The organism is Candidatus Palauibacter polyketidifaciens (assembly GCF_947581785.1).
GTDB lineage: Bacteria > Gemmatimonadota > Gemmatimonadetes > Palauibacterales > Palauibacteraceae > Palauibacter > Palauibacter polyketidifaciens.
The window spans coordinates 282,777-298,117 of the sequence record NZ_CANPVO010000015.1 but is presented as its reverse complement, the minus strand read 5'-3'; the positions used below and the strand labels follow the sequence as shown (position 1 = coordinate 298,117).

The 15,341-nt window shown below is 70.6% G+C and carries 15 protein-coding genes; 5 read left to right on the top strand and 10 right to left on the bottom strand.

Annotated elements, in window-relative coordinates:
• Positions 1-9: 9 nt before the first annotated feature.
• Both RN729_RS04870 and RN729_RS04865 read right to left on the bottom strand, forming a co-directional pair.
• On the bottom strand, positions 10-1,065 hold the full coding sequence (locus RN729_RS04870) for a potassium channel protein (protein ID WP_310782552.1): 1,056 nt from the start codon (positions 1,063-1,065) through the stop codon (positions 10-12).
• On the bottom strand, positions 1,062-2,645 hold the full coding sequence (locus RN729_RS04865; RefSeq protein ID WP_310782551.1) for a DbpA RNA binding domain-containing protein: 1,584 nt from the start codon (positions 2,643-2,645) through the stop codon (positions 1,062-1,064). The genes RN729_RS04870 and RN729_RS04865 overlap by 4 nt, the downstream gene beginning before the upstream one ends.
• A gap of 194 nt (positions 2,646-2,839) precedes the next feature.
• Here RN729_RS04865 and RN729_RS04860 point away from each other — a divergent pair, with 194 nt between their 5' ends.
• Positions 2,840-4,279, top strand: a complete 1,440-nt coding sequence (locus RN729_RS04860) for a sodium:alanine symporter family protein (RefSeq protein WP_310782550.1) — start codon at positions 2,840-2,842, stop codon at positions 4,277-4,279.
• A gap of 29 nt (positions 4,280-4,308) precedes the next feature.
• Here RN729_RS04860 and RN729_RS04855 read toward each other — a convergent pair whose 3' ends face one another.
• Complete coding sequence (locus RN729_RS04855) at positions 4,309-4,584, bottom strand: hypothetical protein (protein ID WP_310782549.1); 276 nt, start codon at positions 4,582-4,584, stop codon at positions 4,309-4,311.
• 44 nt (positions 4,585-4,628) lie between these two features.
• Complete coding sequence (locus RN729_RS04850; RefSeq protein ID WP_310782548.1) at positions 4,629-4,892, bottom strand: hypothetical protein; 264 nt, start codon at positions 4,890-4,892, stop codon at positions 4,629-4,631.
• A 121-nt stretch (positions 4,893-5,013) separates the two neighbouring features.
• On the opposite strand from RN729_RS04850, the gene RN729_RS04845 reads away from it, so the two are divergent.
• Together RN729_RS04845 and serA are read left to right on the top strand one after the other, a co-directional pair.
• The gene (locus tag RN729_RS04845) at positions 5,014-6,114 is read left to right on the top strand and encodes an alanine--glyoxylate aminotransferase family protein (protein WP_310782547.1); all 1,101 of its coding nucleotides are present in this window, start codon (positions 5,014-5,016) and stop codon (positions 6,112-6,114) included.
• 10 nt (positions 6,115-6,124) lie between these two features.
• Positions 6,125-7,762: a phosphoglycerate dehydrogenase gene (gene serA / locus RN729_RS04840; RefSeq protein ID WP_310782546.1), complete on the top strand. Its 1,638-nt coding sequence runs from the start codon at positions 6,125-6,127 to the stop codon at positions 7,760-7,762.
• 62 nt (positions 7,763-7,824) lie between these two features.
• Here serA and RN729_RS04835 read toward each other — a convergent pair whose 3' ends face one another.
• The 6 genes from RN729_RS04835 to tdh are packed head-to-tail and all read right to left on the bottom strand — an operon-like array spanning position 7,825 to position 13,673.
• Positions 7,825-8,757 carry a cobalamin-binding protein gene (locus RN729_RS04835; RefSeq protein WP_310782545.1) on the bottom strand — a complete coding sequence of 311 codons (933 nt, stop codon included), beginning with the start codon at positions 8,755-8,757 and terminating at the stop codon, positions 7,825-7,827.
• Between the two features lie 15 nt (positions 8,758-8,772).
• Positions 8,773-9,933 carry a molybdopterin-synthase adenylyltransferase MoeB gene (moeB, locus tag RN729_RS04830; protein ID WP_310782544.1) on the bottom strand — a complete coding sequence of 387 codons (1,161 nt, stop codon included), beginning with the start codon at positions 9,931-9,933 and terminating at the stop codon, positions 8,773-8,775.
• A 7-nt stretch (positions 9,934-9,940) separates the two neighbouring features.
• The gene (gene rpe, locus RN729_RS04825; RefSeq protein WP_310782543.1) at positions 9,941-10,645 is read right to left on the bottom strand and encodes a ribulose-phosphate 3-epimerase; all 705 of its coding nucleotides are present in this window, start codon (positions 10,643-10,645) and stop codon (positions 9,941-9,943) included.
• Between the two features lie 40 nt (positions 10,646-10,685).
• Positions 10,686-11,915, bottom strand: a complete 1,230-nt coding sequence (locus RN729_RS04820) for a glycine C-acetyltransferase (RefSeq protein ID WP_310782542.1) — start codon at positions 11,913-11,915, stop codon at positions 10,686-10,688.
• 36 nt (positions 11,916-11,951) lie between these two features.
• On the bottom strand, positions 11,952-12,629 hold the full coding sequence (locus RN729_RS04815; RefSeq protein WP_310782541.1) for a hypothetical protein: 678 nt from the start codon (positions 12,627-12,629) through the stop codon (positions 11,952-11,954).
• Between the two features lie 12 nt (positions 12,630-12,641).
• Positions 12,642-13,673: an L-threonine 3-dehydrogenase gene (tdh, locus tag RN729_RS04810; RefSeq protein ID WP_310782540.1), complete on the bottom strand. Its 1,032-nt coding sequence runs from the start codon at positions 13,671-13,673 to the stop codon at positions 12,642-12,644.
• Between the two features lie 190 nt (positions 13,674-13,863).
• Between tdh and RN729_RS04805 the strand changes: the two genes are divergently transcribed.
• A complete protein-coding gene (locus tag RN729_RS04805) occupies positions 13,864-14,544 on the top strand; it encodes an energy transducer TonB (RefSeq protein WP_310782539.1) in 681 nt (226 codons plus the stop codon).
• Positions 14,545-14,669: 125 nt separating this feature from the next.
• The gene (locus RN729_RS04800) at positions 14,670-15,341 is read left to right on the top strand and encodes a helix-hairpin-helix domain-containing protein (protein WP_310782538.1); all 672 of its coding nucleotides are present in this window, start codon (positions 14,670-14,672) and stop codon (positions 15,339-15,341) included.

Below are 15,341 nucleotides of genomic sequence, written 5' to 3'. Positions count from 1 at the left end.
CTTCGAAGGTCAGCTCAGGAAGTCGCGCAGTTCGGCGAAGCTGGACCGAGGTCCGAGCACTACGAGATCATCGCCGGCCCGCAGCTTCTCCTGCGGCCCCGGGTTGTAGACGAAGCCCTCGGCGTCGCCGCCCGCTTTGCTTCCGCGCTGGATCGCGACGACGAGCAGGCCGGTCCGGGCCTGGATCTTCGACTCGGCCAGGGTGAGTCCGGCGACCTCGGAAGACTCCGGCACGGACACCTGCTCCAGGAGAAGCCCCATGCCGCCGGCGTCGCCGGGGGTATCGAAGTCGACGAAGAGCGTGACGTCGGGCCGCAGGACGAGCGAGGCCATCTGGATGCCGCCGGTCGAGTTGGGGGTGACGACGCGGTCGGCGCCCGCCTTCTTGAGCTTGCTCACCGCTTCCTCTGAACGGGCCCGCCCCACGATGGTGAGATCCGCGTTCAACTCGCGCGCCGCTAGGCACACGAAGGCGTTGTCGGTGTCCGCGCTCAGCGAGGCGATGAGCCCGCGCGCACGCTGGATCCCCGCCGCCATGAGTGTGTCGTCATCGGTCGCATCTCCCTCGATGATCAGCGCGTCGGGGTCGATCCGGCGTGCCTCCAGGATCTGCGCGGGATCGCGTTCGATGGCGACGTAGGGGGTCCCGCGCGTGGCGAGCCTCTTCAGCGCGGCCAGGCCGGTGCGGCCCGCGCCGCACAGGATCACATGGTCCCTGCGGTCGTCGATCCTCTTCATCGTTCTTCGTTTCTTGAATGACTGGGTCAGGTTCATCTCGACGAGGGTGGCGGTGATGAGGGCGAACCAGATCGCGAGCGTGATGATGCCGCCCGCGATCATGAAACTCGCGAAGATGCGACCGCCATCGGTGAGGGTCCGGATTTCGCCGTACCCGACCGCCGAGACCGTGATCACGGTCATGAAGAATGCGTCGGACAGGTTGTAGTCGGGCATGGCGGCGAAGCCGATCGTCCCGATGATCGTGATACTCACCGTGAAGAGGACGGCCCCGAGGAGGCGGCCTTCCAACCGGCTGAAGTCGAACAGGCGCCGCAGCGGGCTCATCCGCCTCGTCGCGCCCCGCGGTCCAGGCGCGCGACGACCTGGCGACCCTTGATCCGGCTGCCGTCGAGGCCGCGGACCACCGCGTCGGCGGCCAGCGAATCGATGTCGACGAGGGTGAAGTTCTGCCGGATGTCGATGCGCCCGATCTGTCCGCCCGCAACGGAGGTTTCGCCCGTGATGGCGCCGACGAGGTCGCCGGGGCCGGCGCCGTCCCGCTTCCCGACGCCGACGAAGACCTTGGTCCAGGTGGGTCGCGTGGCGCGCCGGGCGCTGGCGTCGGTGGGTGCCCCCGCGGCGTCCCGGGTCGGCGCGTCGCCGCGAGGCGCCTGGCCGGGCGCCGCTTCGCCGGCCCGCGGGGCGGTTCGATCCGCTGCCCGGAGGAGTCCGGCCAGCGCGGCGGCCACTCGTGCGGAGCCATGTTCCTCCAGGAGCGGGGCGAGGAGGAGCGCGCCGCTCGCGAGATCCTGCTCTTCCAGCGCGGCGGATACGTGGGCGCGGAAGGCGGCCACGTCGTCCATGAGCGCGGGGTCCGCGGGCTCGGCCAGGGGTGCGAGCCGCAGCCCGGCCCGCGACGCCGTCAGTTCGAGTTGCTGCTCGTGCAGGGTGTCGACGATGGCGTAGCAGTGCTCGGCGGCCGCCGCCGCGCGGGCGAGGGGCTCCGGCGCGGGCGGCAGTTCGAACGCGACGGCATGGGCGGCGGGGTCGATCTCGCGCCACGCCCCGACCCGTACCGTCACGCCGTCGTCCGTTTCGGCGGCACCGGCTCCCTCGGCCGCGGCGACGCGCAGCCCGGCCACCGAGAGCGCGGCGCGCACATCGGCGACGGCGCCGGGAGCCGTCTCGACGCTGACGGCAGTCGCCGCTCCGGCTCCCGTGCCGGCCCGCGTGAGGTCGTGAAGCAACTCGGCCAGGCGGGCCAGCCGGCCCTCGCGCGTCGCCCGGCTCGCGACGGCGACCGGGGTGCCCGCCGCGCGTCCGGCGCCCGACTCCCCGGCCCGCGGCTCGGCGAACAGCTCGTTCGGCCACCGACGCGCGCGCGGCAGCCAGCGCTCGACCAGCTCGTCGAACCCTGCATCGCGGGCGTGGGTCGTCGCGATCCGACGGGCCCCGTCTCCGGAGGCCTGCACCACGGCCTCGACGGCCGCCCGCGCCGGCTCGAGCGCACGCACATCATCGAGGACCAGGGTGCACAGCGCCGCCGCCGGGATGTCGCCTCTCCGCACGCCCTCCAGCAGCACGGCCGGTGGCCCGACCAGGATCGGCGCCCGCCCCACCGCCCCGGCGCCGGCGCCCGGAACAACCACGACCTCATGCCCGTCGGCGCGGGCCACGGCATGCATGCGCGACGCGCAACGCCGCGCGCGGTCCACCGTTGCGGTGAGCACGAAGGCGCGTCCGTCCGCCTCGCCGGCGGCGAGGTCGCGCACGGCGGCCGCCGCGTAGACCCTGGCCAGGCCCGCCCCCTCGGCCGCAACGAGGGCGACGTGACGCCCTCGTTCAATCGCCCCCGCGAGGGCATCGAACGCCTCCGAAGGCGGCGGGGCCGTTTCCGCCGCGCCTGCCGGCTGGTCCTTGTCCAAGAGCGGGATCCCCGGGAACGAATGGCCAAAGGTCGTGAACGGGCGGTCGCCCGCATGGGTGGGGAAGGTACGCAAGGCGTCCGTTCGCCCAAAGTGCGGCCCGATCCGTCCGAGTCCCACCTCCCGGGACCCGGATGCGCCCCGGATCGCAGGGCCCGCCCGGCCACCCGTTACGTTGACGGCGGCTCCGAGGCATGTCTAACGTCACAGTCCGCTCGCCGCAGCCGTCCGGCGCGCTCTCCCCTGGCGACTTCCAGCACGAGGTGACAGCAATTACCGCAGCTGACGCGGGGTCCCCCCACGGACTGCTGGAGGCGATTCAGGCCTGGGTGTGGGGCGTCCCCCTCATCATCCTCCTCCTCACCACCGGCCTCGTCTACACGCTGCTGCTGCGGGGCCTCCAGTTCCGCCGCCTCGGGCACGCGCTCTGGCTGGCGCTCGTCAAGCGCCGCGAACCGGAGGGCGAGGGCGACATCTCGCACTTCCAGGCGCTCATGACCGCGCTGGCCGCAACGGTCGGCACCGGGAACATCGTGGGCGTCGCGACGGCCATCGGCGCAGGTGGCCCAGGGGCGCTCTTCTGGATGTGGGTGACGGGACTCCTCGGGATGGCGACGAAGTACGCGGAAGCGGTGCTCGGCGTCCGCTTCCGGGAGACGGATGCCCGGGGCGAGAAGGCGGGCGGCCCGATGTACTACCTCGAGCACGGTCTCGGGCGGAGCCCGGTCGGCCGGGGGCTCGCGATCGCCTTCGCGCTCTTCGCGACCTTCGCCGCGTTCGGCATCGGCAACGGCGTCCAGTCCCAGGCGGTGGCGGACGCCATGAACGAGTCGTTCCATGTGCCGCACTGGATCATGGGACTCGTCACCGCGGGAGCCGTCGGGCTCGTCATCATCGGAGGGATCCGGTCCATCGGGCGGGTGGCGAGCGTCATCGTGCCGGCGATGATCGTCCTCTACATGGGCGTCGCCGGCGTCGTCCTCATATCAAACGCGGCGGAGATCCCCGCGGCCTTCCGGCTGGTGTTCGAGCATGCGTTCGGGGGGCAGGCCGTGGCCGGCGGCGCGCTCGGCTACACCGTGCTCCAGGCGATGCGCTTCGGGGTCGCACGCGGGATCTTCTCGAACGAATCCGGGCTGGGGACGGGGGCGATCGCCGCCGCCGCGGCGCAGACGCGCGAGCCGGTGCGGCAGGCCCTCGTCTCCATGACACAGACGTTCATCGACACCATCGTCGTCTGCACCCTGACGGGGCTCGCGATCCTGACCACGGGCGCGTGGGAATCGGGGGCCGAGGGCGCGAACATGACGCAACTCGCCTTCGACACGAGCCTGCTCGCGGGCGCGGGGGACATCGTCGTCGCGCTCGGCCTCGCGACCTTCGCCTTCAGCACGATGCTCGGGTGGTCCTACTATGGGGAACGAAGCTTCGCCTACCTCTTCGGCGAACGCGTGATCCGTCCCTACCGGCTCGTGTTCGTGATCGTGATCGGGCTTGCCGCCGTCGTGGAGCTGGATGTCGTGTGGCTCATCTCCGACATCCTCAACGGCCTCATGGCCGCGCCGAACCTGGTGGGACTCCTGCTCCTGTCAGGCGTCGTCTGGCGCGAGACGCGGAGCTACTTCAACCGCTAGCGTCGCGTCAGCCGCTGCTGTCGCGTCCCCTAGCCCCGGAAGGGGGCGTAGTGGCCGAGGTCGTAGGCCCGGATCGAGAGCACGCCCCGCGCGCCGATACCCACGTCCGCGAGCGTACGCGTCTCGTCGCGGATGCGGCGCTCGGCGAACTCGGTGTAGAAGTCGGCGGGGTCGTCGGAGGAGCGCTGGAGCATCTCGCGGATGCCGAAGGCCTTGGCGTCGGCCACGGTGGTGTCGGCGGACAGCTCCGCGACGTGTTCGAGCCAGCGGTCCGGCATGATGAGGCGTACCGTGATGGCGCTCATGCGATCCTCGGGAGCGGGTTCAACGCCGGCCTCGATTGCGGCGCTCAGTGGACGTTGCGGAGGGTGTAGAGGAAACGTTTCGCGAGGTCGGTCACGTCGAGGCCCACGACGCGGTCGGTCTCGACGCGGACGTTCGTGTGGCCGCCCGCCCGGTCGACAGCGAACCGGGCCAGGCCGATCTCGCCGGCGAAGGTGACGGATGCCTCCGTCTCCTCGCGCACGGCGAGCCCGGAATGTCGGCCGAAAAACGCCTTCGCGCGGTCGAGGACATCTTCCGGGGACAGGTCGGTGATCGTGACGTATCGCATGTGGGAACCCCCTGGTCGGGCCGCAAAATCTTGCTGCCCCGGCGGCGCGTCAACCGGACTCCGCGACGACTGCGAGCGAACGATTGGCCACAGGGGTCAGAGAGCGATACCATCTCCGGCCATGAACCCGCCCATCTCGTTCGGCCGCTTCTTTCTGCCCGGCCCGACCGAAGTTCCACCGGATCTGTTCGACGCCATGAGGCGACCCGTCGTCGGGCACCGGAGCGCCGAGGTCTCGGGCCTCGTCGAAGCGATGCAGCCTTCCGCTTCGCGACTCTTCCGGACGTCGAGGCCCGTGTACCTGTCGACATCGTCCGCCACGGGCATGATGGAAGCGGCGATCACGAACCTCACGCGCCGCCGCGTCCTCTGCCTCACGAACGGGTCGTTCAGCAAGCGGTTCCACGCGATCGCCGAAGCGACGGGGCGCCCGGCGGATGCGCTCGAGGCGGAGTGGGGCGAGCCGAATCTCCCCGAGCGCCTGCGCGACGCGCTCTCCGCGGCGCCCGGCCGGTACGACCTCGTGACCGTCGTCCACTCGGAGAGTTCGACCGGCGTCCTCAATCCGCTGGAGGACCTCGCCGCCGTCGTCCACGAGTTCGATGACGTGCTGATCGCCGTCGATACCGTCTCATCCCTGGCCGGGGCGCCCGTGAAGACCGACGAGTGGGGGCTGGACTTCGTCCTCACAGGGTCGCAGAAGGCGGTGGCGCTGCCGCCGGGGCTCGCGCTGGCCGTCGCCTCCGAGAGGGCGCTCGCCCGCGCGCGGGAGGTTGAGCACCGGGGCTTCTACTTCGACATCCTCAAGTTCGAGAAGAACCTCGAGCGCTGGCAGACGCCGAATACCCCGGCTGTCTCGCTCTTCTTCGCTCTCGAACGGCAACTGGCCCGGATGATGGAGGAGGGGCTCGAGGCGCGCTGGGAACGGCATGACGCGATGGCGCGCCGGACGTACGAATGGGTGGACGATACGGCCGCGCGAACGGGTCGCCCGTGGCGCGTGCTGGCGCCGGAAGGCTACCGTTCGCCCTGCGTGACGGTCATCATGCTTCCGGATGGCCTGACGGGTCCCGAGGTCGTCTCCCGCGCTCTGGCGCACGGATACACGGTGGCGGCGGGTTACGGACCCCTGAAGCAGCCGTCGTTCAGGATCGGGCACATGGGCGAACACACTCTCGACGAACTGGAAGCGCTGCTGGCCGTCCTCGACGAAGTCCTGTGAGCGGAATCCCGTGAGCGAGTCGAAGGGCGGCGACCTTCGCGTCATTCTTGCGGATCCCCTCCTCCCGGACGGGATCGAGACGCTGCGGGCCGCCCCCGGGCTCGCGGTCGAGGATCACACGGAATCGGATCGCGAGGCGCTCCGCAGCGCGCTCGAAGGCGCATCGGCGCTCATCGTGAGATCCCGCACGAAGGTGACCCCCGACCTCATCGAGTCCGCCGACCGGCTGAGGGTCGTGGGGCGCGCGGGCGTGGGTGTGGACAACATCGACATCCCCGCCGCCACGCGTCGCGGAATCGCCGTGCTCAACGCGCCCGCGGCGAACACGCAGTCCACGGCCGAACTCGCCTTCGCCCTGCTCCTCGCCGCGGCCCGCCGGATCACGGAGGCGGACGCGAGCATCCGCGCCGGAGAGTGGAGGCGCAAGGAGTTGCGCGGGATCCAGTTGAGCGGGAAGACGCTCGGCGTGATCGGACTCGGGCGGATCGGGGCGGAGGTCGTGTGGCGGGCGCGGGCGTTCGGGATGCGCGTCGTGGCCCACGATCCCTTCGTGAGCGCCGATCGTGCGAGCGATCTGGGGGTGGAACTCGCAAGCCTGGACGAACTCCTCCCGGCCTGCCACGCGATCACGCTGCACGTTCCCCTCTCCGAGGAGAACCGCGGGTTCATCGGCCGCAAGGAGCTCGCGGCCATGCGCCAGGGCTCGATCCTGGTGAACGCGGCAAGGGGCGGACTCGTGGACGAGGCGGCGTTGGCGGAGGCGCTCGGCAGCGGCCATCTGGGAGCCGCCGGCCTCGACGTGTTCGAGACGGAACCGCTCCCCGCCGACAGCCCGCTGCGGGATGCCCCGCAACTCGTGTTCAGCCCGCATCTGGGCGCGTCCACGTATGAAGCCCAGCGTCAGGTCTCCCGGCAGATCGCCATCTCCGTGCGCGACGCGCTCGTCGACGGCGACTACAGCGCCGCGCTGAACGCTCCCTTCGAGGCGGAGGACCGCGACGGGGCGGGACCCATCATGGATCTCGGGTACCGTCTGGGACGCCTCCTCGCCGGACTCGAGGACGCACCGCCGAGCCGGATAGACGTGCGCTACGGAGGACCCCGGGACGGTGTGCTCGGACCCCTCGCGGCGAGCGTGGCCGTCGGTTTCCTCGAACGCCGCGTCGATCCCCCGCTCAACGTCGTGAACGCCCTCTCGATCGCGGCGGAGCGGGGCCTGGAGATCGTGCGGGTACGCACGCAGGCCGTGGGCGACTACACGAACTACGTCGAACTCTCCGCGGCTTCGCGGGGAGCCACGGGCAGGGGCAGGAGCAGAGGCAGGAGGGGCATGGTCGTGGGCGGGGCCCTCATGGGATCCCGGATGGAACCGCGGATCGTGCGGGTCGGTACCTTCCGCATCGAGACGGAGCCCCGCGGCACCTGTCTCCTCATCCGCAATCGCGACCAGCCGGGCGTGATCGGCGCCGTGGGGACGGTGCTCGGCGAGGCAAACGCGAACATCGCGGAATACCACCTCGCGCGGCGAAAGGGCGGTGGCCAGTCCTTCGGCGTGGTGAGGATCGACGAGGAACTGCCGGCGGCGACGCTGCGCGAGTTGGAGGACCTCGACGGAGTCGAAGAGGTGCGCCAGGTCAACTTCGACTGACCTCCGAGGACGGTGGCGCCTCCGTTCGTGATGGTCCCCGGGAAGACACCTGAGGGGACCAATCAGGCCGGAGGCGTCCACACGGCGGCGACCTCCGCATCCGGGGTGGGGACGCGGTCCGGGTGCAGCAATCCACCCAGGATCTCGACGCCGGTGACGAAACGGGGGCCCGAGCGGTTGAAGTAAGAGGAGGCGTCGACGACCCAGGCGCGGCCCTCCGCGATCGCGCGCGGCGCCACTTCTCCAAGGCGCTCAGCGTGCGCGTCCGCGTCTGCGCGCGACGCGTCGAGGCCGTAGCCGCAAGGCATGAGGAGGAGCGCGTCCGGATCGAGCCCTCTGATCTCATCCCACGACACTTCCCGCGAAGGCTGCCCCGCCTCGCCCGCCAGGTTGCGGCCTCCGGCGAGTTCGATCATTTCCGGCACCCAGTGGCCAGGCGCGAACGGTGGATCGAACCACTCGATCCCGAGCACCCGCGGCGGGTCGGCGTGGGGTACCGCCGCCCGCACCGCATCGAGTCGCCTCCGGAGCGAACCACCCGCGTCCCCGGCGATCTCCGGACTGCCGGCGGCCCGGGCCACCTGCGTGATCGAAGCGAGGATGTCTTCGATCGTGTGAGCGTCCAGCGACACCACGTCGGCCTCGATTCCGCGCGCCCCGAGCACCTCCCGCACGCCGTCCGTCGGCACGGCGCACACGTCGCACACGGCCTGCGTGATGATGATGTCCGGGTCGAGCTTCTCGAGGACGGCTGCGTCGACCTCGTATACGCTGCCGTGTTCGGTCATCGCCTGTCGCACGGCGGCGTCGATCTCTCCGCTCGAGAGAGCCTCCGGGTCGAAGCGGGGGCGGCTGACGCGGGGACGATCGAGCAGGTGCGGCGGATGATCGCACTCGTGCGAGATGCCGACGAGGCACTCGCCGAGACCGAGCGCATCGACGATCTCGGTCCCCGACGCGAGGAGCGAAACGATGCGCGGAGCGGCCGGCGTCACGGGTTCAGACCTCCCTCAGTACTGCGGCATCGCCGGGTCGATCTCCTCCGCCCACGCGAGGATCCCCCCGGCGAGGTTGACGGCGTTGTCGAACCCGGCCGCGCGCAGGTACTCGACCGCACGGTCGCCGCGGGGGCCCGAGCGGCAGTGGATGATCAACGGCTCCGACGCGTCGAGGCTCTCGACGGCCTCCGGGAGCGTCGCGAGCGGCACGAGCCGCGCGCCCGCCTCTTCCAGGTTGCAGATCGCCCACTCGTAGTCCTCGCGCACGTCGATGAGCTGGAAGCGCTCGCCGGCGTCGATCCGGCGCTTCAGTTCGTGTACGTCGATATCGAGGTCGTGCATGGCACCCTCCGTTTCCGTGCCGTCGGGCGGCGCGCCGCAGAAGCGCTCGTAGTCGATGAGTTCCGTCACCGTCGGTTCGGGGCCGCAGACCGCGCACTCGGGGTCCGGGGCGATGTCCAGCGAGCGGAACTCCATGCGGAGCGCGTCGATGAGGAGCAGGCGCCCGGCGAGCGTGTCGCCGATCCCCGTCAGCCACTTGATCGCCTCGTTCGCCTGGATCGACCCCACGATCCCGGGCAGGACGCCCAGGACGCCGGCTTCCGCGCAGTTGGGCACGAGACCGGGAGGCGGGGGGTCCCGGAACAGGCAGCGATAGCAGGGACCGTCGGGCGCGCCGAACACGGACGCCTGTCCCTCGAAGCGGAGGATGGCCCCGTACGCGAAGGGCGTTCCAAGCATCACGCAGGCGTCGTTCACGAGATACCGGGTCGGGAAGTTGTCGCTCCCGTCGATGACGAAGTCCCACCCCTCGAGGATCTCGAACGCATTCCTGGAATCCATGCGCGTTTCAAACGTCTCGACGGCGACGTCCGGGTTCAGGCCCGTGAGCCGCGCCCGGGCCGAGGCGAGCTTCGGCGTCCCGACCGCGTCCGTATCGTAGAGCACCTGGCGCTGCAGGTTGGAGAGTTCCACGCGGTCGTGGTCGACGAGTCCGAGCCGTCCTACCCCCGCCGCGGCGAGATAGAGAGCCGCCGGCGACCCCAAACCGCCCGCCCCCACGATGAGCACGCTCGAAGCCCGCAGGCGGCGCTGCCCCGCCAGTCCCACCTCGGGGATGCTGACGTGACGCCCGTAGCGGACGAGTTCGTCGCGGGAAAGGTCGCCGTCCACCCCGCCCTCAGCCGTAGGGCGCGAGCGCGTCGCGCAGCGCCGCCATGTTCGCGGCGATCCCCGGCGCCCATCGGAACACGGAAGAACCGGCCACGAACACGGACGCCCCCGCCGCGGCACACTCGGGGGCCGACGCGGGATCGATCCCTCCGTCGACCTGGATGGCCGGCGGAGGCAGCCCGCGATCTGCCGCCATCCGAAGCACCGTGGAGATCTTCGGCACGGCCTCGGCGATGAACTTCTGTCCCCCGAACCCCGGGTTCACGGTCATCACGAGGACGAGGTCCACGTACCCCAGGACTTCCGACAGCGTCTCCGCCGGCGTGGCCGGATTCAGCGCGACGCCGGCGTAGCAGCCCAGCTCCCGGATCCGGTGCAGGTCCCCGTGCAGGTGGGCGGACACCTCCTGATGGACCGTGAGCATGTCGGCGCCAGCCTCCGCGAAGGGCTCGAGGAACTCGCCGGGGTTGTCGATCATCAGGTGTACGTCGAGGAACGAGTCGGAGACGGCGCGCAACGACTCCAGCACCGGCAGCCCGATCGTGAGGTTGGGGACGAAGTGCCCGTCCATGACGTCGAGCTGGAACCACTCCGCCCCCGCGTCCTCCGCCTCGGCGACCTCCGCTCCCAGCCGCGCGTAGTCGGCGGCGAGGATCGACGGGGCGATGACCATCCCCCCGGGCAACGTCCGATCAAGTCCGCGTTCGGTCACGCTCCGCACCTCCCACGCAGTCCCGGCGTCGCCGCCGGCGTCAGATCAGGTTGAGCCGCTCGCCCACCTTCTTGAGGGCGGCGAGGGCGGCGTCGATGTGCTCGCGTTCGTGCGCGGCCGACAGCTGACAGCGGATCCGGGCCTCGCCGCGCGGGACCACGGGATACCCGAACCCGATGACGAAGACCCCCTCGCGCAGCAGTTCGCGGCTGAGACGTATCGCGTCCGCCGTCTTTCCGATGATGACGGGGACGATGGGCGTGCCGCCGGGAATCGGCTTGTATCCGAGTTCGATGAGTCCCTCCCGGTAATACTCCGTGTTGTCGCGGAGCCGGGCCACGAGTTCCGGGTGCGCCTCCAGGTGCTCGATCGCGGCCATCGCCCCGGCCGCCGAATGGCAGGGCAGGGCGTTCGTGAACAGCTGCGTACGCGACGCCTGGACGAGATAGTCGATCACGGCTTCGGAACTGGCCGTGAAGCCGCCCGCCATGCCCCCGAGCGCCTTGCCCAGCGTCGACGTGACGATGTCGACCTCGCCGTGCATGCCGAAGTGTTCGGGCGTCCCGCGTCCCGTGTCGCCCAGCACCCCCGTCGCGTGCGAGTCGTCCACGGCCATGATCGCGTCGTACCGGTCGCACAATTCCCGGATCTCCGGCAGCGGCGCGATCTCCCCTTCCATCGAGAAGATGCCGTCCGTGATGACGAGCCGGTGGCGCGCGTCGCGGCTCGCCTCGAGGGCGTCGCGCAGCGAGTCCATGTCCATGTGGTCGTATATGAAGCGCCGCGCCTTGCAGAGGCGGATCCCGTCGATGATGCACGCATGGTTGAGGCGGTCGGAGATCAGGGCGTCATCCGCACCCAGCAGGGGCGCGAAGAGGCCCTCGTTCGCGTTCCACGCGGAGGTGTAGGTGAGGGAGGCCGGCGTCTCGAGGAAGTCCGCGATCTTCGCCTCGAGCTCGTGATGAATGTCGAACGTTCCGCAGATGAAGCGCACCGAGGAGGTCCCCGCGCCGTACCGGTCCACCCCCTCCTTCACCGCCCGCATCACGGAAGGTTCGTCGCACAGGCCGAGGTAGTTGTTCGAGCACATGTTGATGGTCTCGCCCAGACCGGCGATGTCCACGACCGGAGCCTGCCGCCCCATGATGTGCAGCAGTTCCTTGTGAACCCCGTTCTCCCTCATCTCCCCGAGTTCGGAGACGAGGCGGTGCTCGAGGCCCCGGTTCACATTCGACGTCATCACATCCCGCTCCTCATACAGTGTCATCATCCGCCCGCCGTGGTCATCGCGCCGCTCGTGGGGCCGTCACGGGTAGAGGTCGCCGACCCGCTTGTCGGTGGCCCACGCGGTGTCGACACGGATTCTGGGGCGCGACCCCCAGTTTCCGCACGAGATGAAGCCCCGCAGCCGCCCGCGGACATGAAGGACGCGGGCGGTCCCCGCCTCGCGAAGCTCGGGGCTCAGGCCGTCGAGCGCGAACACCCGCTGGCCGCCAATCCACCCCGGCCCGAACAGCCAGCACCCGGCCGCCTCGCGGATCGTCCCCTCCCCCCACGTGCGGATGCCGGAGAACCCTCCGCTGTCCGTCGCCACGAGCGTGCCGAGATCGATCTCCGTCGCGGTGCGGATCCGGTAGCGCCCGGCCGTGTCGAGTGTGATCGGCCGCGCCTCGTAGTAGCTGACGTGATTGGGCGCGCACACCGCCCGGAAGGTGGTCCGGCGCGCCGCGAGTTCGATCGAGGAATCCGTGACGGCAAGCGTCGCGGTGTCCAGCCGCCCGCAGGCGTCCTCGGACACGGGTCCGCCGAACTCGAAGGAGAACGGCGCGCCCACCTCGACGGTCTCGGGATACGCGACCCAGGTGACGAGCGCTTCGCTGGAGGTGCCGTCCCCGAGGCGCCAGCATCCGGCCGTCAGCAGCACGGCAGCGGCGAGGGTGGGGACGACGGGGGCGGGGACGACGGGGGCGGCGGCGCGCGCCACGGGGCCGAACTTCTAATCCAGCGCGAGGACGACCTTCGCCGCCTCGCCGGAATACATGGCGTCGAACCCTTCCTCGAAGCGGTCGAACGGGAGCCGGTGGGTGATCACCGGCTCGACATCGAGACGTCCCGCCGCCAGGAAGTCCCGCATCTCGATCCACGTCCGGTACATGAGCCGCCCCACCACGCCGTACACATGGATACCCTTGAAGATGACGTCGCGCGCGAAGTCGACCTCCACCGCGTCCTTGGGAAGCCCCAGCAACCGGACTTGGCCACCGTTGCGGCACATGCGGAACGCCGAACGCACGCCGTCGGGGTGACCGCTCATCTCGCACACCACGTGGGCGCCGTAACCGTGCGTGAGGTCGACGATCTGCGCCTCCACCTCTCCGTCCGCCGGATCGAGGCAGTCGTGCGCACCCATGCGCGCTGCGAGTTCCCGCCGCCCCTCGTGCGGCTCGACCGCGATGACTCTGGAAGCTCCCGCCGCACGCGCGATCCCGACGGCGAACAGGCCGATCGGACCGCATCCGACCACCGCGACGACCCGACCCGCCACATCCGTGTGCAGAACCGTGTGGAAAGCGTTCCCGAGCGGGTCGAACACGGCCGCCAGATCGTCGTCGATGGAATCGGGGACGTGGATGATGTTCGCCGCGGGGATGGAGACGTACTCGGCGAAGGCGCCGTCCCGGTCGATGCCGATGATCCGGGTGTCCCGGCAAACGTGCGCCTGCTCGGTGCCGCAGTACTCGCAGTGTCCGCAGACCAGGTGCCCCTCCGCCGAGACGCGGTCGCCGATCTCGATGTTCCGAACCAGCCGGCCCGTCTCGACGACTTCTCCCATGAATTCGTGGCCGAGGATGACGGGCGGGTTCACGCGATGCCGCGACCAGCGGTCCCACTGGTGAATGTGCAGATCCGTGCCGCAGATCCCCGCCCGTCGCACCTTGACGAGCACGTCGCGGGAGCGAATCTCGGGCACCGGCGCGTCGCACAGCACGAGGCCGGGGGCCGGCCCGGGTTTGCGGATCGCTTTCATGGAGGCGGAAGATGGCTCCTGATGGAGACGTGTCGGGTGGCGCACAATGTGCCGGTGGGTCTGACGGGCCGGCAAGCGCCGGGAACCCGGAAGGGCGGCGTTCCGTACGATATCTCGGCGGAGAGCCGCTGACCGCCGTGTGACGCCGTCCCGGATGGCCTCGGGACCATTCTGGAGTCGGATCGGAGCTGTGCGCACGACGACAAGGAAACGGCCGGACTGGCGATACCGGGGGGCGTCATCGCGCTCCCGCGGCCGGGAGCGGGCCGTGTGGTGGGGCGGGATGCTCGCCTCCGCGCTCCTGCACGCCTTCCTCTTCTTCGCGTGGGTGCGCCCGGCGCCCGAGTTCGAGGCGGCGGCCCGGCCCGGCGTGGATCCGGATCTCCCCGCCGGCGGGGGCGGACTGAGAGCGCTACGGGTCTCCGTGCCCCGGCGGATCGAGATCCCTCCACCCCCGCGGCCCGTCCTCGCCGTCGACATGCCCGAGATCGAGATCCGGGAGACGGAGATCGAGGTGTCCTCCGAACTGCTCCCCGTCGGCGCGCCGGCGCCGTCGCCCGGGCGCGGGGCGGGGATCGGTCCCGGCGAAGAGGGGGTGGGCGGGGGCGAGGGCGACGGCTACGTGTCGCCCATCCCGAGATCCGTCGTGCCGCACTGGGACCCCCCCGGCTCCGTGCGCGGGATGGAGGTGACGGTGCGCGTCTTCGTCGACGCCACCGGGCGCCCGGGCCTCGTCGAACTGGATCCCCCGACCCCGGACGAGGGGTTCAACCGCGACATCATGCGACAGGTGCGGGCGTGGGAGTACCGGCCCGCGCTGCGCGACGGGAACCCCGTCGACGGCTGGGCCGAGATCACCTTCATCTTCTGACCCTTCCGGCGCTTTCCGGCGTCTTCCCACACGTCCGTGGATGACCGTTTGACGACGAGTTGATCCGCTCCCCGATCCTCGGGCAGAAACAGGAATCGGTCCCGAATCGGGCGGGGAGGTGTGGGGTGTGGGATCTGAATCGCGCGGAACGCAAGGCGCTGGGCGCGGCGCTGGTACTCGTGGGAACGAGCCTCATCGCTCGCACCCTCCTCGCGCCCGAGCCCGGGCGGGTACACGGTCTCGAAATGATCGACCCCGCGACGGATCTGGAGGGCGTCGAGGGCGAGGTCGTCGCCGCCCTGACCCGGGAGCAGCGGGCACAGACGCCACTCGCCGACGGGGAGCAGATCGATGTGAACCGCGCCCCGGCCGACGAACTGCGCCGGTTGCCCGGCGTCGGGCCGAGCCTTGCGGAGGCTCTCATCGAGGAACGGGAACGTGCTCCGTTCAGCGGAACCGCCGACCTGGAGCGGGTCCCTGGCGTGGGGGAGGTCACCGCGCGTCGCCTCGCGCCGTACCTCCGTTTCGAGCGCGGGGCGCCACGCTCGGCTCCCGCTCCCGTCGCGTCGGTGTCCCCGGGATGTCCGCCCGGAGGCGCACGGATCGATCTCAATCGGGCGAGTCCGGCACAACTCGAAAGCCTGTCCGGCATCGGGCCCGCCCTCGCGGCCCGCATCATCGAGGACCGAAGCGAGAACGGGCTGTTCGAGACGCCCGAGGCCGTCACGCGCGTGCAGGGCATCGGGGCACGCACCCTGGCCCGCTTCCGGGAACGGGTATGCGCGGGGACGCGATGA